The sequence below is a fragment of the Janthinobacterium sp. DSP2-3-3 genome (assembly GCF_049897325.1).
Classification (GTDB): domain Bacteria; phylum Pseudomonadota; class Gammaproteobacteria; order Burkholderiales; family Burkholderiaceae_D; genus Janthinobacterium.
The window spans coordinates 70,200-86,799 of the sequence record NZ_JAFCWA010000013.1; the positions used below are offsets into that span (position 1 = coordinate 70,200).

12 protein-coding genes, 1 tRNA gene and 4 pseudogenes are annotated in these 16,600 nt (G+C 59.4%); 4 read left to right on the forward strand and 13 right to left on the reverse strand.

From position 1 onward, the window contains the following. Nucleotides 1-6: 6 nt before the first annotated feature. The 3 genes from catC to ACP7DE_RS22905 all read left to right on the forward strand — a co-directional run bounded on the left by catC (nucleotide 7) and on the right by ACP7DE_RS22905 (nucleotide 2,650). Entirely contained in the window at nucleotides 7-297 is a 291-nt protein-coding gene (gene catC / locus ACP7DE_RS22895) for a muconolactone Delta-isomerase (protein ID WP_426074244.1), read from the forward strand. Nucleotides 298-308: 11 nt separating this feature from the next. Then, nucleotides 309-1,112 carry a 3-oxoadipate enol-lactonase gene (gene pcaD, locus ACP7DE_RS22900; RefSeq protein ID WP_426074245.1) on the forward strand — a complete coding sequence of 268 codons (804 nt, stop codon included), beginning with the start codon at nucleotides 309-311 and terminating at the stop codon, nucleotides 1,110-1,112. Nucleotides 1,113-1,243: 131 nt separating this feature from the next. Then, nucleotides 1,244-2,650: a sodium:solute symporter family protein gene (locus tag ACP7DE_RS22905; protein ID WP_426074246.1), complete on the forward strand. Its 1,407-nt coding sequence runs from the start codon at nucleotides 1,244-1,246 to the stop codon at nucleotides 2,648-2,650. A 13-nt stretch (nucleotides 2,651-2,663) separates the two neighbouring features. On the opposite strand, the gene ACP7DE_RS22910 is transcribed toward ACP7DE_RS22905, so the two are convergent. The 9 genes and pseudogenes from ACP7DE_RS22910 to ACP7DE_RS22950 form a co-directional block, all read right to left on the reverse strand. Further along, entirely contained in the window at nucleotides 2,664-4,058 is a 1,395-nt protein-coding gene (locus tag ACP7DE_RS22910) for a GntP family permease (RefSeq protein WP_426074247.1), read from the reverse strand. A gap of 125 nt (nucleotides 4,059-4,183) precedes the next feature. Then, nucleotides 4,184-4,291: pseudogene (locus ACP7DE_RS22915) on the reverse strand (PAAR domain-containing protein); the annotation flags it as partial. A 22-nt stretch (nucleotides 4,292-4,313) separates the two neighbouring features. Beyond that, nucleotides 4,314-5,085: pseudogene (locus ACP7DE_RS22920) on the reverse strand (IS3 family transposase); the annotation flags it as partial. Between the two features lie 57 nt (nucleotides 5,086-5,142). Further along, nucleotides 5,143-6,651, reverse strand: a complete 1,509-nt coding sequence (locus ACP7DE_RS22925) for a PepSY domain-containing protein (RefSeq protein ID WP_426074248.1) — start codon at nucleotides 6,649-6,651, stop codon at nucleotides 5,143-5,145. Between the two features lie 20 nt (nucleotides 6,652-6,671). Further along, a pseudogene (locus tag ACP7DE_RS22930) lies at nucleotides 6,672-8,752 on the reverse strand (TonB-dependent receptor). Nucleotides 8,753-8,905: 153 nt separating this feature from the next. Continuing rightward, nucleotides 8,906-10,981: a TonB-dependent receptor gene (locus ACP7DE_RS22935; protein WP_426074249.1), complete on the reverse strand. Its 2,076-nt coding sequence runs from the start codon at nucleotides 10,979-10,981 to the stop codon at nucleotides 8,906-8,908. Between the two features lie 85 nt (nucleotides 10,982-11,066). Further along, on the reverse strand, nucleotides 11,067-11,366 hold the full coding sequence (locus ACP7DE_RS22940) for a hypothetical protein (protein ID WP_426074250.1): 300 nt from the start codon (nucleotides 11,364-11,366) through the stop codon (nucleotides 11,067-11,069). A gap of 11 nt (nucleotides 11,367-11,377) precedes the next feature. Next, nucleotides 11,378-11,557 carry a hypothetical protein gene (locus tag ACP7DE_RS22945; protein WP_426074251.1) on the reverse strand — a complete coding sequence of 60 codons (180 nt, stop codon included), beginning with the start codon at nucleotides 11,555-11,557 and terminating at the stop codon, nucleotides 11,378-11,380. 247 nt (nucleotides 11,558-11,804) lie between these two features. Further along, nucleotides 11,805-12,203 (reverse strand): DUF2946 domain-containing protein, encoded by a 399-nt coding sequence (locus ACP7DE_RS22950; protein WP_426074252.1) that lies wholly within the window; start codon nucleotides 12,201-12,203, stop codon nucleotides 11,805-11,807. Between the two features lie 695 nt (nucleotides 12,204-12,898). Here ACP7DE_RS22950 and ACP7DE_RS22955 point away from each other — a divergent pair. Further along, nucleotides 12,899-13,798 (forward strand): MBL fold metallo-hydrolase, encoded by a 900-nt coding sequence (locus ACP7DE_RS22955; RefSeq protein ID WP_426074253.1) that lies wholly within the window; start codon nucleotides 12,899-12,901, stop codon nucleotides 13,796-13,798. Here ACP7DE_RS22955 and ACP7DE_RS22960 read toward each other — a convergent pair. From ACP7DE_RS22960 to ACP7DE_RS22975, 4 genes and pseudogenes are all read right to left on the reverse strand, one after another. Next, complete coding sequence (locus ACP7DE_RS22960) at nucleotides 13,791-13,976, reverse strand: hypothetical protein (protein WP_426074254.1); 186 nt, start codon at nucleotides 13,974-13,976, stop codon at nucleotides 13,791-13,793. The genes ACP7DE_RS22955 and ACP7DE_RS22960 overlap by 8 nt on opposite strands. Before the next feature lie 23 nt (nucleotides 13,977-13,999). Beyond that, nucleotides 14,000-14,101 (reverse strand): annotated as a pseudogene (locus tag ACP7DE_RS22965) (transposase); the annotation flags it as partial. Nucleotides 14,102-14,255: 154 nt separating this feature from the next. Continuing rightward, nucleotides 14,256-14,333: transfer RNA gene (locus ACP7DE_RS22970), tRNA-Pro, on the reverse strand. 59 nt (nucleotides 14,334-14,392) lie between these two features. Beyond that, nucleotides 14,393-16,486, reverse strand: a complete 2,094-nt coding sequence (locus ACP7DE_RS22975) for an AsmA family protein (protein WP_426074255.1) — start codon at nucleotides 16,484-16,486, stop codon at nucleotides 14,393-14,395. Nucleotides 16,487-16,600: the final 114 nt, after the last annotated feature.

Genomic DNA, 16,600 nt, shown 5'->3' on the forward strand with positions numbered 1-16,600 from the left:
GCAACCATGTTATTCCATGTACGCATGAACGTGAACCTGCCATTGAGCATGCCCGCCGAACAGGCGGCGCGGCTGAAGCAGACGGAAAAGGAACTGGCCCAGCGCTTGCAGCAAGAGGGCAAATGGCGCCACCTGTGGCGCATCGCCGGCCAGTACGCCAACGTCAGCGTCTTCGACGTCGATAGTGTCGACGAACTGCATCATTTACTGACCTCGCTTCCCCTGTTCCCCTACATGCAGATCGACGTGATGCCGCTGTGCCGCCATCCTTCGTCGGTGCGCGACGACGATTCCTGAGGAGACATGCAATGATGCATACAGGCAACGACACTGCCGGGAAAATGTGCGAGGTGGACGGTATCGGCCTGCATTACCGTACCGATGGCGAGCGCAGCAAGCCCTGCCTGGTCCTGTCGAATTCCCTCGGCACGGACCTGTCCATGTGGGATGCGCAAGCGGCCGCGCTGGCCGGCGACTTTTTTGTCGTGCGTTACGACACGCGCGGCCATGGCCAGTCGGCCAGCGGCAGCGCGCCGTTCGGCATCGAGCGACTGGGCCTGGACGTGGTGGCGTTGCTCGACCACCTCGATATCGCCCGTGCCGCCTTCTGCGGCATTTCCATGGGCGGCTTGACGGGCCAGTGGCTGGGCATACACCGGCCGCAGCGCTTGACGAAGCTCGTGCTGGCGAATACGGCGGCGCGCATCGGTGGCGCCGCGCCGTGGCAGCTGCGGGCGGAGCAAGTGCGCAGCGACGGCATGGCCGCGGTGGCCGAGAGCGCCGCGGTGCGCTGGTTCACGCCGCAGTTTATCGCGCGCGAGGCGGACACGGTGGCGCGCCTGACAAGCACCTTGCGCGGCCAGGATGCCGGCGGCTACGCGGCCTGCTGCGAAGTGCTGGCCCAGGCGGACTTGCACGGCTTCGTCGGCACGATAGCCGTGCCCACCCTGATCATCGTGGGCGAGCACGATCCCGTCACCACCATCGACGACGGGCGCTGGCTGCAGCAGCAGATTGCTGGCGCCCGCCTGGCAAGCCTGCCCGCTTCGCATATCTCGAATATCGAGGCGGCGGACTTGTTTACAGCGCAGTTGCGGACTTTTTTAGTGTGAGGCTTGCTGTACCTTATCGGTACGGCAGGAATTTGACTTTCCTCTGAGCACTGCCACCAATTGGTACGGCATGCGGCAGGGGAAGCTTTCTTGAAAAATAATAATAAGAAAAGCAGACTTGGAGTAGACGGATGGAAAACAGATTGATCATTATCGCCGCGGTCACGGTGGGCTATTTCGCCCTCATGTCCTACATTACTTACAGCGTGCGCAAGCATGCCAACAGCGCCGAGGGCATGACGGCGGGCGGGCGCAATTATCCCGCTTACCTGATCGGCGCGCTGCTGCTGTCGGAATTCATCGGCAGCTCCGTCAGCATCGGCACGGCGCAAAAAGGCTATGAACTGGGCATTTCCGCTGCATGGAATCTGGTGGCGCTGTCGCTGGGCTTCTTGCTGCTGGCCATCGTGTTAGTGAAAAAATACAAGGAAAGCGGGCAGTCGACGATTTCCGGCATCCTGGCGCAAACCTACGGCGAACCCGTGCGCTATGCCGCATCGATACTTACCATCGTCGCGCTGAGCATCGTTGCCGTGGCCCTGTACGCGAGCGGCGGCGCCGTGCTGGCAGCGGTGCTGCACATCAATAAAACCGTGGCCATTTTGCTGGTGGGTGCCATTACCGTGATGTATGTCAGCCTGGGTGGCATGCGCTCGGTCGTGTACACCAATTTCGCCCACTCCATCGTCAAGTACCTGGGCGTGATCCTGGCGCTGGCTTATGCGCTGGAAGCGACGGGCGGCATCGGCGCGCTGCAGGCGCAATTGCCGGCCAAGATGTTCAACTGGGTCGAGATCGGCTGGGGCCAGATCATCGCCTGGATGATAGGCGGCATCGGTTCCATCTTTGCCACGCAATACGTGATCCAGGCCCTGGTCAGCACGGACAACCCGGCCGTGGCCAAGCGCGCCTGCTATTACGTGTCGTCGCTGATGATTCCGTTCGGCCTGATGGCGGCCCTGATCGGCATGTGCAGCGCCGTGCTGTATCCGGGCATGAAGTCGATCGATGCCTTTCCTACCCTGATCGCCCACATGCCGGCGTTTTCCGCCAGCATCATGATCGTGGGCCTGGCCGGCGCCCTGTTCGGCGGCATTTCCGCCACCACCCTGGCGTCGGCCACCCTGGCCATGAAGGATTTTTATGATCCCTGGTACAACAAGGCGAAGAATGACGCGAAATCGCTGATGTTCCTGCGCATCGCCATCGTCGTCGCAGGCTTGCTGCCGCTGGTGCTGGCGCTGTATGCGGAAAAACTGCTGATGATCGCCTTCCTCGGCAAGGCCCTGCGCGCCACCCTGGCCGTGCTGGTGCTGATGGCCTTCTATGCGCCGAAATTCGGCACGCCGCGCGGCGCCTTTGTCGGCGTGATCGTCTCCGTGATCGCCACCATCGGCTGGTTCCTGGCGGGCAATCCGTATGGCGTGGACAGTTCCTATCTGGCGCTGGCTGGCCCGCTGCTGACCATGGGCATCAGCCATTTGTTCAAGTCGGCGCAAGTGGCATCGGCGAAGCCGGCATCGTCGTCGCGGCTGTAGCTTGCCCCAACCCTCAGACCAGCCCCGTCAGGTAATAGATGGCAATGACGAGGAATACGGCCACCGTCTTGATGACGGTGATGCCGAAAATGTCGCGGTAGGACTGGCGGTGCGTGAGGCCGGTGACGGCCAGCAGGGTGATCACGGCGCCATTGTGCGGCAAGGTATCCATGCCGCCACTGGCCATGGCCACCACGCGGTGCATCACTTCGAGCGGAATGTGCGCTTGCTGCGCGGCTTGAATGAAACTGTCCGACATGGCGGCCAGCGCGATGCTCATGCCGCCCGAGGCCGAGCCGGTAATGCCGGCCAGGGTCGTCACGGACACGGCCGCATTGACGAGGGGATCGGGCACGCTGCGCAAGGTATTGCTGACGGCAAGGAAACCGGGCAAAGCCGCGATGACGCCGCCGAAGCCATACTCGGACGCCGTATTCATGGCCCCCAGCAAGGCGCCGCCCACGGCCGCCTTGGTGCCTTCGGCAAAGGCAGCGCGGATGCGCCCGAAGGCCGTCACGCAGACGAGCAAGATGCCCAGCAACAAGGCGCCTTCCACGGCCCAGATACCCGTCACGGAGGCTATCGATGTCGACACGGGCACATGCAAGCCGGGCAGGGTCTCGGCGGTGAGCACGTAACTGTCGCCATACCAGTGGGGAATCAGCTTGGTCAGCGCAAAGTTGGCCACGCCCACCAGCACCAAAGGCGCCACCGACAGCAGCGGATGGGGCAGCTCGCCACCGCCGGTCCTGGCCTGTTCCGCTTCCACTCCATAACCTTCGCCCGTTGCCATGACGGAGCGCCGGCGCCATTCGAGGAAAGCCAGTCCCATGATCACCGTCAGCACGGCGCCGATGGTGCCCAGCCACGGCGCGGCCCAGCCGGTCGTGTTGAAAAAGGTGGTAGGGATGATGTTCTGGATTTGCGGCGTGCCGGGCAAGGTATCCATGGTGAAGGAAAACGCGCCCAGGGCAATGGCGCCCGGCATCAGCCGCTTGGGGATATTGCTCTGGCGGTACAGCTCGGCCGCGAACGGATACACGGCAAACACCACCACGAACAGCGATACGCCGCCATAGGTCAGCGCAGCGCAGACTGCAACGATCACGGCATTCGCGCGCGTACTGCCGATGTAGCGGATGGCCGCCACGACGATGGACTGGGAAAAGCCGGACAACTCGATCAGCTTGCCGAACACGGCGCCGAGCAAAAAGACCGGGAAGTACAACTTGATAAAGCCCACCATCTTTTCCATGAAGATGCCGCTGAAGACAGCCGGCACGGCAGACGGATCGGTCAGCAGCACGGCGCCCAGTGCGGCGACGGGCGCAAACAGGATCACGCTGTAGCCGCGGTAGGCGGCCAGCATGAGGAAGGCCAGTGCGGCCAGAACTATCAGGAAAGACATGAAGACCGTACCCTTGCACGATGAAAGTGTTCAATTAATCAATTGTTCAATTAATATCATACTTTTGGGCAACATGCCAACACGCGGGTCAAGGATTGCGCGTAGAGACAGATGCCAACGGCCAACTATTTCACTATCGCGTTAACCTTGCCAATGAGCGAGCATCCGCACGCCGTTTTGCAGCCATGTACGGCCACAGGAATACCGCCGGCGGTCAGGGTCTCGTGGGCGGTTACAAATTTATTGACGCCATGCCAGCTCGCAAGTAAAGACGTCCTTGATGCCGGCCAGGTAAAGCCAGCCCTCGCCCGTGGCCACCTAGGTGATATCGGTCACCCAGGCGTCGTTCGGCCGGGTCGGTGCAAAGGTCTGATTGAGCAGGTTGTCGGCCACCGGCAGGCCATGATTCGAGTTCGTGGTGGCCTTGAACTTGCGCTTTTTCTTGCAGCGCAGGGCCAGTTCGCGGCGCAGGCGGACGATGCGGTCACGGCCGGCCGGGAAGCCTTGCGCCGTCAGTTCCGGCGGCATGCACAGCGGGCCTAGGTCTGCCGGCTTTGCGCGTGCACGGCCTCAACGGCGACCTGCAGGGGCGCGTCGTCCTGCGCCCGCTGCGACGGTTTGCCGTTCGCCCAGGCGTAGAACCCGCTACGCGAGACGCCAAAGACGCGGCACAGGACGGTGACCGGATAGTTGAGTCGCAAAGTCTTCATGAGCGCGTACCTGGCAGCGACTCGCGCGCAAAGTACGCTGCCGCTTTTTTACGATATCGCGCTCCATGCGGGCCTCGGCGAGCTCTTTGCGCAGCTTGATGACCTCGGCCTCAAGCTCCGGCACGGAGCTGCTGCCAAGGGCCACTTTGGGCGACGTGCCGCGCCTTGCCGCGCCTTGCCGCGCTGACCAAGTTGGCTAGCGTGCCCTTTGGAATGGTGAGGCGCAACGCGGCGTCTTCCAGCGTCTGGCCTTGTGTCAGGACCAGTTTTACCGCTTCTTCCCGCAGCTCCGGTGTATAGGTTTTTGAGCGTGTCATCAGTTCTCCAGTAGATTTGCCATACGCAAAATTCCTACGCTGAAAATTCTTCTCAGTTCAGTTGCGTATCCACAATCGCATGCGACGAAAACCAATGACGACGCCAGTGGTGCTGAGGGCCATGCCACCCAGACTCAACAGTATCAAGATGGCGTCGCGCAATGGCCCCATTTGCAACAGTGGCGGCAAATCCCAGCTATGCAGGAAACTAAACAGCCAGCGGCTCACCCGTTGCGAACGATCCAGCGTTATCGCCACGTCGCCTGTGTAGGAATCGATATATACCCAGTTGGCATGCGGATCAAGGAACTGTACGCGCAACACGGGCAAACGCCGCTCTGCCGCGCCCATCATGGCCTCAGGCTGACGCCCATAGTAGTAGGTGTCGTAATGCCCAAGCCAGGCATGGCTGGTAGGCATGCCTGGCAGGAGTTTGCTGGCTGCTCGCAGCAACGTCGCATCCCCCCACTGTTCGCGCACATGCACGCTGCCATCATTGGCGACGATCAGGCGCGTGCGCGCCGCCGCGTCACGCACCAGCAGGTAGGGCTGCCCGTCTAGCACGCGCCACGCGATCTCGCTGGCATGAAACCTCTCCGCTTCCAGCATCGCCAGCGCTTGTTGCGGCGTCAGCGCAAGGCGAGCGGTCGCCGGCGTGCCGCCTCGATAGGCGGCCAGGTCCGGCCGCTTGCCCTTGGCATCAAATATGCGGAAGGGATTCATCGACATCAAGCCGCTGAAGATCCAAGTGCACACGATAGCCGCGAACAATAGTCCAATGATGTGGTGCCAATGCATATAGGTTTCGCGATACGGCGATCTTGCGCCGGACTTGTAGCGCTGTGTAAAACGCCAGCGCCAGATACCCACCAAAGTACCCGATACCGCCGTCACAGTAGCTGTAGCTGAAAGTATGATCACCGTCCAGCTCCATAGTGGATCGCTGGAGCGCTCCCGCAAGGGATACACCCAATGCAGCCAGGCGCCAACAAAGTTCCAGAGGCGCTGACTACGCGGTGCATCAATCAACACCTCGCCCGTTACCGACGACAGATACAGCAGTGTGTCGTCGGCATCGTCCATTTTTACCATGTGCAATGGACGATGCGGGTCTAGCCCACGCGAGTGTGTCCAGCGGTCTTCGCGTACCTGGCCCAGATAGGCAGCCTTTGCGCCGGGCAGGAAAGCCTGCGCCGCGGCCAGCGCTTCGGCGGGGCCGGCCAGGTCGGCGGGTTTGCCGCTGCGCGCGTCAAACAACTGAAAACGGCCAGGCTCGTCGCGCACGCGATACACAGGCCTGCCGCCGACCGAAGTCAGAACCAGCTCACGCACGCTGGCAGGCGCAGCCAGCTGCTCAAGTACCTTGTCAGGGCCGATGCAGCAAGTTGCCGACTGCAGCGTCGGCATGCTAGCCAGGCGTTCCCAGGGCGTCAGCTTGGGATAGCCGACGAACAACATCACCATCCCGCTGATAAACCACAAGGCCATCAGGATGCAGGAAAACACGCCCGTCCAACGGTGCAATTGGTAAGAGAAACGCTTGGCGGCGGCCATGACGGTGGACAATCTGTGTCGTTGTGAAACCATTAGAAGCGATAATGGACCGTTGCCTCGACGCGGCGGCCAGGCCCGTTGAACCATTGGTTGGTGGTGTAATAGGCAGTCGTAAAGTACTGCTTGTCAAAGACGTTCGTGGCGCGCAAGGTCAACGTGGTATCACGCGCCGCCTTCCAGCGCAGAGCGAGATCAATGGTGGCATAGCCCGGCATCACTATCTTGTTGGCATTGTCGGCGTAGCGATGGCCCACGTAACGCACACCGCTACTGGCGCTCCAGTCGGGCAGGAAATTCCAGCTCAACCACACATTGGCCAGCTTCTCGGCGACGTCTGGTGGCACTTTGCCCGCGCGTGACACGGCTGCACCAGCTTCAGCTTCGATAAAGTCGTCATATTTGGCGCGCAGCAGCGTGGCATTTGCGTCCAGCTGCCAGGCGGGCGCCAGCGCCAGCGACAGCGTGCCTTCAACGCCGGTTGAAGAGCGCTGGCCAACCTGCACGCGCAACTGCGGATTGCTCGCATCGCGCGCCAGCAGGTTGTTTTTCCTGATCTGATAAGCGGCCAGCGTCCATTCACCCCGCTTGCGCCAGAAAGACTGCTTCAGTCCCACTTCCAGCTGCTTGCCGGTGGACAGGTCGAATTTGCTGTTTGCAGCACTGATCGACAACAAGCCACCGACCGGATCAGCCGCCTGAGCATACTGGGCGTACAGGACCATATCCGGTGACAGATCGTAGACGGTACCGAAGCGCCAGCCGATATTCGCATATGTTTGCTCAAATTCCGTCTTACCGCTGATCAAATTGCGGCGCGAAATCTCCGCATGGTCATAACGCAGTCCTGCCAGCAGGGCCCAGGATGGCGTCAACTCCAGGCGATCTTCAGCAAAGATAGCGTATTGCCGTGCCTTGTTGCGATAACGGGGAATGGTCGCCACTGCAGTCATAAACCGCCCGCCACTGGCTGATACGGATCGACCGACGCCGGGTCCGGGCTGCCGACGTAAGTATTATTCGTGTGTTTGAAGGAGCTTGCGCTCAGCTCAAAGCCCATCGAGAACTGGTTTTTCAAGCCCCATAACACGCTGCGGTGGCTGACATCGGCGCTGGCACCGGTCTGGTCCTGGTTGTGGAAGATTTCCGTGTCGCCAGAACGGTCGATCCGACTCGTCGCGGCATTGTAGGCATAGGTTTCAGCGTTGCGGTAATGACGTGCGCTGCGAATGCCATACAGGCGTGCATGCACGGTAGTGTCGCTGGACGGTGTCCATTCCATGCCCAGCTCACTCCAGCGGTCATCGTAGCGGATCACGCTATCGTTGACGTTATAGTTTTTCTCGCGCAATGTGGGCAGTTGGCGGCCATTAACCAGCGGCGTGCCAAAGTAGCGCATTGGATGCTGCAAGCCCTGGGCGTAGCTCAGTTTCAGACGCAACTGCGGCGTCGTATCAAGCTGCAAGGCGCCAGCAAACGCTAGGTCGCGCGATTGTCCCATGTCGACCCAGCCATCCGAACGGTTGCCGCTAAGATCAACACGATAGGACAGCTTGTCGTTGATAGAGCCTCCGCTGCCCAGGCCGATGCGCTGCGTATTGTCACTGCCGAGCGTGGCCTCCACTTCATTGCGGATGGCACCGGGCGTGGGCTTCTTGGGAATCACGTTGACCACGCCACCGATGGCACCGTCGCCATACACGACCGAAGCCGGTCCTCGCAGAACTTCTATGCGTTCCACCGACCAGGTATCAAACGGAAAAGTCAGTCCGACGCCGCCATACTGACGCACGCCGTCATACAGGCGCATGACGGAAGTGGTGTCTGTGAATCCACGCGCCGACAACGAACTGCCGCCATTGCCAGGATGGGCCATGCCGCTGATGCCCGCCGAGCGAGTAATCGCCTCGACCAGGTTGCTGTCGCCGCGCTCATCGAGCTGGGCACGAGAGATGATATCGATGCTGGCCGGTGTCTGCATTGGCGTCAGGTCCAGATTCGACCCGGTCGATGCTGGCGACTTGAGCGTGAGTGCCTTGTCGGCCGTAACCAGCACCGCCGGCAAGGTCGGCGCTTCCGCCGCTACGACGGCACCGGAGAGCATGGCTAGCGACATCGCACCATAGACACCCAGTGTAAGTCGGGCCAGCAGTTGCTCCGTTAACCGGATGTTGCGTAAGTTATTCATGAATGGTCTACAAAAAAGGTGGCATAGGGCTTGCCGAAGTTCATATTCAACGGCAAGCAGAAAAGGGGCTTTGTCGACAGGCTAAAATCGCATGGTCGCCGACACGTACAGCGCCCTGCCATCGCCCGGCGCATGGCGAGTGACGTCATTGATCCAGACATACTCGTAGTAGCGATCAGCCAGATTCTTCAGTTGCAGGTCCAGCGATAGTGAGCGGGATACACGGTAAGTGAGACCGAGATTGAGCAAGGCATAGGCGCCGTATTTGGAGCCGCTATTGGCGGAAGTCAGGAAATAGTCCCCTTGTCCATTGCCCCAGGCAGACAATTTGACCGCAGGATTGAGTTGCAGGTCATAGCCTGCAGAGTAAAGATGCCCTGGCACATGATCAATTTCTTTCCCCTGTGTAGCGGGAGCTGCCGGATCCGGTTCCACGATGCGTGTCCGCTGGCGTGAATAGGCAAACCAGGCGCTGTGGCGTTCACCCTGGCGTACATTGAGTTGCAGATCAATGCCTTCGCGCCGTGTTTTGCCGACGTTTTCCGAGTCACCTGTCGGATCATTGAGCTTGCGCTTGACCTCATCGCTAGCATCCTGGCGCCACAAGGCAATGCGGCCATCGACCCATGCTACTGGCTTGAATTTGACGCCGGCTTCCCAGCCTTCATTCATCGAGGGACGCAAGCGGCTCGCATTGGACTGATACGCGCCCGCTCCCGCGCCAACCTGGAAGGTCTTGCCCCAGTTGGCGTAGATGCTGGCTGCCTGCCATGGACTATAGACGGCACTGAACTTGGGTTGTCGGATCAAGCCATAATCCTGAATGGCGTACTGCACCTGCTTGGACGGGTCATAGAAGTCACCTTGTACCTTATCGATGCGGTAGCCGGGAATGATCTTCAAACCTTTGAGCGGCAAGAAGATCGCCTGGATATAGGTGCCGTATGTATCGAAGTTAAAGCGCTGGTCGCGCGTGGTGACCTTGCGTACCTTGTTCACCGTGCTGTAGCGTGGGCTTTGATCCTGCTGATGTTCCGCATTCGCGCCGACCTCGACCGACATGCCGCGTGCCCATGCCGCCGAGAGTGCCTGTGGCCGATAAGTCAGGCTGGCCAGCACGCCATAATGTCTTTCATCGATGATGCGCTCTTGCTGTGACGCGAGCGGCGAATAGCGTAGCCAGCGCTGGTCGCGCACATTGTTGACATATGCTTTGGCGGATAGCGACAGACTCGGGTTCAGGTCGGAATCGAGATGTGCGCTCAATTGGCTCATCTCGCGCTTGCCACCATCCGATTGCGCATACGCGTACGACGCGGTGGGTGTGCGATGCGCATCGGCCGCCTCCAGGTAGCCCGCTTCGTCGCCATTGCTTTGCGTGTGGCGCGCTATCACGCCGATACGGGTGCGCGCATCATCGGTGGTATAGAACCATTTCGCCGACAGCGTATATTTGTCAAAGGCGGCATTCTGACGATAGCCTGCCGACTGCAGATAGCCAGCGAAGTAGTTTTGCGCCCAATTACCTTGTTCGATGCCTTTGGCAAGCTGCATTTCGCGGGTGCGGAAGCTGCCATAGCTGATCCGCGCTTCGCCGTCGTTACCGCCCGTACGCGTATGCATATTGACATTGCCGGCGATATTATGCAGGCCATAACGCGGATCGTTGGTGCCGCGCACGATCTCGATACGGCGGATCTCCAGCGGGAACAGCATGTCCAGGAAGGGCATGCCGCCGGCATTGTCGTTGCTGGGTATGCCATCGATCAGGAGCTTGACAGCATTAACCTCGCCTTCACCGTTAAAGCCTCGAAATGATAGCTTGCCGGATTCATTACCTTGCCGGAACTGGGTCAGCATCACCCCTGGCACACGCGTCAACAGTTCCCAGGTGTGATTGACTTGCTGTTGTTGGAGTACTTCCGGCGCGAGTATATCCACCGAACTGAGCACATTGCGCGACGATAGTGGACCGCTGCTTCTCGCATTGACTTCGACTTTACCCATCTGCAGCACGGCTTCATCGCCTTGCACTTGCTCCTGCGCGTAGGAAAAAGCCGGGAGTACCATGGCACCGATCTGTGCGCATAGCAACAAGACGCGTGGCGGTGTTAGGCAATGGCGGCAGGGAAAAACGGGGGATTTTTGATTCGACATAAACATCCAAAAAAGCGCCGCCAGCGATGGCCGGCAGACGAAAAGGGAAATATAGAAAACCTGTGTCAGAAACTTGCCGAGGTGCCTAGTTGTGCCTTACGTCCGGGCTTAGGGTAGCTTGGACGGCAGGCGTACCTGCGGTCAGACAGGTTCCCAGCGCCAAGAGCACTTTCCCCTTGCGGCCCAGTGCAGCTACGGGATAGACCAGGCGCCTGTTGGCGATGGCGAAGGAGGAGAGCTGCACGTGGTTAACGGCACCGGCGTTGCGGGTACGGTTCAGCAGCCAGACTTCCAATTGATAGTGCGTATCGACGGCAAAGCGCAGTAGACACAGGGAGTCCGATTTGGACGGCGACAGATATATAGGATCGATAGCATGAGGCATGACAATCTCCTTTAGGTGGTGGCGGACGACAATGTCAGCGGCGTGAGCGGAAGCTGGACTGCAGGCGAGGTGTTGACGCAATAGCTGGCGAAGTAGTAACAAGCCAAGGCAATAAATGCGGCCGTATTGACGCAGCGTATGGCATGCAGCAGCACCGCGAGCAGCGCTAGAGTCTTTAGTGGAGAGGTCATCTTGTCTTCCTGCGATATAGCGGCAGTGAGCCTCTCCGAGAGAGAAAGGTTCATTGCCAAGCATTATTTTTGGATCGCGTGCGTCAGCCTGCGCGAAAGGACATGATTGCTTGCGCTGCCATCAGCAGACGGCAAGCCGCCTTCTTCCAAACAAGCGTGCAAGCATCAGAGCCAGGAATCAACAGGCGCAGGCGGGACCGGGAATTACAGTGCCATCACCGGACAACATGGCATCTGCGAGCAGGATCTATACCGTCAGTGGAGGACCACGTGGATTGCCTGATGACCAGACGAAGAGCGTGCGTGGAGCACGATAGAATAAAGGAGGAAAAACGGCGCGCGCGCTTGGGATGGACAACGAAAGATCTGAGGTTGACAGCAAGGCAAAAGAGCCTGCATGCGTGAAGCAATACGGACAGTGCTCGAACGCGTGCACGACAGGATCGATTGAAGGCTGGCGTTCAGCATCCCCGGCAGGTGCTGTCTTGAGACCAGCGACAGTACAAATCTGCAGCAATACCGAAGGCGTTTCCGATGATGAGTGAGCGGCCAAGGCATGCGAAATGGAAGGTGCGAGCGCAGCGAACAGCACGGCCAACAAGGCAAGCCAGATGTGCAACACGCGTTTTCTTGCCATTTTATGCATGCTGCATTATAGCTAATAACTGCTTACTATCGCCACTTTTTACGCCACCTGCCTAAAGAATGATCAACTGAACGCTTGCTGTGATTTCGAGCACTACTCGCTTTCACTCTCTGCAGTGAACCTAACAGGGTGCTCGGTCTTCGACACCTAACGATATTTTTCATTTCCAATAGCGATGCCCTTACAGCCATGCTCGGCATACGTCACGCTCAAATTCCGTTTCTAGGGAATACATGAGTCATTGGAGATCCAAGTCACGCCTCCAACTGGCAGCTCAGAAAAGCGTGAAATTGACTGGAATCTGCATGATCGCCACACGGAGCAACAGTGTTCGCTGTCGGTTTGCCGTGACTTCATTAGCTTAATCGCAGTCGCATCGCCACTTTTTTCTACGCATATATGGAGATTTACATGCAAGTTAGTGTTCATTTTTCCATGCATTCCGCCTGTCCGTTGGCCGTAAGCGCGCAGGCCCAAGTCACTATCCATGCTGCGTGGGTATGGCACCGAAAAGTGAAAGAAGCTGAAGGTGGGATACAGGATCAGAGTGATGATAGACGGGTTTTTAGCATGATGGGCAGACCATAGCTAACTTTGGCCCAAAATCATCGGTAATTGGCATCCGGGTCAATTTTAAGTTCTCACTAACACCGCCACAATGTTGCTTGTCGATACTCACTCAATGGAGCAACAACATGAAATCAATCAAAGTTTTAGTGATCGCGATGGCTTTGGCCATGGGATCCACAAGTTTCACTGCCCATGCCGGTGCGACGGCCGCCACCGGCGCCACCGTGCAGGTACAAGTCCAACAGATACGCAACGCCACGGCAAAAATTCAGTATGCCGGCAAGACCTTCCTGGTCGATCCTTTCCTGGCAAAAAAGGGGACCTATCCCGGCTTTCCGGGCACTTTCCACAGTGAGCTGCGCAACCCGACGATTGAACTGCCGCTGCCAGTCAAGGAGATCATGAAGGGAGTGGACGCTGTAATCGTCACCCATACGCACCTCGACCATTGGGACGGCGGTGACCACAACTTCATACCGAAGGCAATGCCACTGTTTGTGCAGCATGAAGCCGATGCCGCGTTGATTCGCGGCCAGGGTTATACCGATGTCCGTATCATGACTGGAAGTACCGAGTTCGAAGGCGTGCGCCTGACCAAGACCGGAGGCCAGCACGGCACCGACGAAATGTACGGCAAGAAGCCGCTGGGCGACATGCTGGGTGAGGCGATGGGTGTGGTCTTCCAGGCTCCCGGTGCGAAGACCGTGTACATCGTGGGCGATACAGTGTGGAATGCGACAGTGGATGGCACGCTGGCAAAATTCAAGCCCGATGTCGTCATCCTCAACACCGGCGACGCCCGCATGAAAGGTTACACAGGCTCCATCATCATGGGTAAGGATGACGTTCTGCATGCCTACCAAGCCATGCCCAACGCGACCATCATCGCCACCCACATGGATGCCATCAATCACATGACGCTGAGCCGCAAGGAACTGCGCGACCACGTGAAAGAGCATAAGATCGGTGACCGCGTGCGCATTCCTGCCGATGGCGAGGTGTTGACGTTTGCTGTGGTCAAGTAATTTCGGAGACAACGATAGGTGCGCGTGCTGCCATTTTCTGTTCATAGACGGTGGGCGGCAGATTGCCCAATGCTGAATTGATGCGCTTGCAGTTGTAGAAGCCGACGATGTCATCGGTAATGTCAGCCTTTGCTTCGGCATGGTTGGTAACTGGAAGGTCTTCGCCTTGCCGTGCCATACGACGTAGTGTTGACGTGCGTCGCAGTGGCGGCAGGCGAAGCCACTCGGCCAGCGGCAGCGCTCCAGCGCTTCCTCACATTGCCCCTGCTCGCCGTAGAGCGCCATGAATTGGTCCAGGCTCATGCCGGCTTGAAATTAAACTTGGATTTATCATTGCCATGATCCGCCCCCGTTGGTATCCGCAGCGTTGTGCTGCACCAGGTTGTACCATTGGCAGGCAGGACGGTTCGGCAAAGATGAAGATCAGCGCTAATCAATTTGTTTTTCAAGGGTATTTTGGTCGAGGTAAGAGGATTCGAACCTCCGGCCTCTGCGTCCCGAACGCAGCGCTCTACCAGGCTGAGCCGCTCCCTCCCTCCGCTTACTGGTATTACAGCAGATGGCGGGGTGGGTTTCAAGCTGCCGCGTCAAGGCCTATTTCTTTTCTTGCTGCGCCTTTTTGATGTCCGCTTCGCTGACTTTTTTCGCCGGTGCATTTGTCGCAGGCGAGGTGGGCGCCCTGCGCGTGGCGTTCGCTTGCGCCATGACGGCGGCGCAGTCCGTGTCGGGGGCTTTGTCGACGTTGACCAGCGGCAGCAGGGCGGCCAGCGGCGTCACCAGGGTAGCCAGGGCCACGGCGGCGGCGGTTTTCAGGGCCAGCGGGCCTTTTTGCGGGCCCACGTCCGGGTTCTTGAAGGTGCCTCTCGCATACAGCGGCGTGCGCAAGGTGATGATGCGGGCGCCCTTGGTGCGCGGGCGTACGTCAAGGTTCAGGGTTTCGTGGGCCAGGTTGACATTGCCCGTGACATTCACGACGGCCGTGTCCGTGTCGAGCACGAAGCGGCGCACGTCGGCCTGGCCATTCGTGACGGCGAAATCGCTGGCCAGGCAGTTCAGGTGGACTTGCTTGTCGCCAAAGACTTTCACAAAGACGGCATTGGCCAGGTTCAGCCCGGCCAGTTCCAGCATGAACTGGCTGACGGAGCCTTCGCTGACGGTGGCCGCCAGTTCGCCATTTGCGCTAGCCAGCATGGCCGAGATGGAATTGCCGTGACCCGTGAGTGCCGCATCGCCATACACTTCACCGAAGCTCGCTTGCATCGATTGCAGCCTGGGAAACAGTTCGCGAATCTTGAGGTGGCGCGCCGTCACCTTGGCTTGCGCGGCGATGGTCTTCTGGCGGCCATCGAGGGTGATATTCGAGGTGATGTCGCCACCGGCCATGCCGAAATTGAGCGGCGTCAGACTCAGCACCTTGTCTTTCATGTGGATGTGGGCGACGAGATCGTTGAGCGGGATATCGTGTGTGCGCACCAGTTTTTTTCCGGTGAATTTCACGTCGGCGTCGAGCGCATTCCATTTGGCCGTGTTGAATTGTTCCACTGGCAAGGCTTTACTCTCGGGCTGCACGGGTGCCTTGCCGCGCGCCTGTTTCTGCGCATTGCTGTCCGCACCGATGGTGGGCCCCAGGTCTTCCAGGCGCAATTGCTGCGACGTCACTTCACCGCGCAGCAAGGGACGCGGCTGGCGCGGCAGGTATTGCAAGGTGCCGGCCAGGTCGCTCTGGCCCACCGTGCCCTTGAAGTTTTGATAGGTCCAGCTCCAGGTGCCGCCGTCCTTCTTGCCCAGCAGGCGACCCTTGGTGGCGTAGTTCGGCGTTTCCGGCAGCAGCACGCCCGTCAGCGGATACAGGTCGGCCATGCTGGCGCCCGCCAGGCTCAGCTGCAAATCGATGCCGGACAGCGAGCGCGGGTCCGTCAGGGTGCCGGCGATGCTGGCCTTGTTCTTGCCCAGCACGGCGTGCGCCTGCACGGGATATACCGTGTTGTTATCGGTCAGGGACAACACGGCACCTGCCTTGCCGCCGCCCGTCACGGGGGCCTTGCGGTAACTGCCACCCAGGGTAAAGGCGATGCCGTATTTCTCTAAGGGCGCGTTGCCTGGCGCATTGCCCGACGTGGCGTCGGGTGCCGTCGAGCTGACCTTGGCGCGCACGTCGAGGGCGATGCCTTCGTCGAGGTAGCGGATGGCGCCGTTGCCGAAGGCCATGCGCTGGATTTCCACCTTCCAAGGCGAAGGGCCGTTATCCTTCAAGGTCCAGCTATTGCTGCCATCGGCGCGCCGCTGCAGGGCGATCTGCGGCGCGTCCAGCGTCAAGTCCGTCAGCACCACCTTGTGCAGCAGCAGGGGCAGTGGATGGATGACCACGTCGATGCGCCTGGCGCTGGCCAGCTGCGGACCGGCCGTGGCCCAGTCCGGGTTGCTCATGCGCACGTCCTGGGCACTGATGTGGGGACGCGGCACATAGCGGCGCCAGCCCGACTCCGTCTTCAAGCCTTGCCGCCACTGCACCTGCAAGTCACCGCCGATGACGAAGCTGCGCCCCGTGCTTTCCGACACCTTCTGGTTGATGTAGGGGCGGGCGCGGTTCCAGTCGAAGGTCAACACAAGGATGACGAGGAGGGCGATGAGGGTCAGCAGGGCGGCCAGGCTCCAGCCGAGGATGTTGAGCGGGGTTGAGCGTGTCATGGTAATCCAATCGCAATGATTTTTTCATCAAGGTAGACCGATAGGCCATCACAGTCGGTGCGCTGGGGTACGTAAGATACGTGGGTAAGGCATGTAGGTAAGGCATGTAGCTAA

Excerpts from the sequence above, each read along its gene's own strand:
- catC (WP_426074244.1), top strand. The coding sequence starts at position 7 with ATGTTATTCCATGTACGCATGAACGTGAACCTGCCATTGAGCATGCCC.
- pcaD (WP_426074245.1), top strand. The coding sequence starts at position 309 with ATGATGCATACAGGCAACGACACTGCCGGGAAAATGTGCGAGGTGGAC.
- ACP7DE_RS22905 (WP_426074246.1), top strand. The coding sequence starts at position 1,244 with ATGGAAAACAGATTGATCATTATCGCCGCGGTCACGGTGGGCTATTTC.
- ACP7DE_RS22910 (WP_426074247.1), bottom strand. The coding sequence starts at position 4,058 with ATGTCTTTCCTGATAGTTCTGGCCGCACTGGCCTTCCTCATGCTGGCC.
- ACP7DE_RS22935 (WP_426074249.1), bottom strand. The coding sequence starts at position 10,981 with ATGTCGAATCAAAAATCCCCCGTTTTTCCCTGCCGCCATTGCCTAACA.
- ACP7DE_RS22940 (WP_426074250.1), bottom strand. The coding sequence starts at position 11,366 with ATGCCTCATGCTATCGATCCTATATATCTGTCGCCGTCCAAATCGGAC.
- ACP7DE_RS22945 (WP_426074251.1), bottom strand. The coding sequence starts at position 11,557 with ATGACCTCTCCACTAAAGACTCTAGCGCTGCTCGCGGTGCTGCTGCAT.
- ACP7DE_RS22950 (WP_426074252.1), bottom strand. The coding sequence starts at position 12,203 with ATGCATAAAATGGCAAGAAAACGCGTGTTGCACATCTGGCTTGCCTTG.
- ACP7DE_RS22955 (WP_426074253.1), top strand. The coding sequence starts at position 12,899 with ATGAAATCAATCAAAGTTTTAGTGATCGCGATGGCTTTGGCCATGGGA.
- ACP7DE_RS22960 (WP_426074254.1), bottom strand. The coding sequence starts at position 13,976 with ATGGCACGGCAAGGCGAAGACCTTCCAGTTACCAACCATGCCGAAGCA.
- ACP7DE_RS22975 (WP_426074255.1), bottom strand. The coding sequence starts at position 16,486 with ATGACACGCTCAACCCCGCTCAACATCCTCGGCTGGAGCCTGGCCGCC.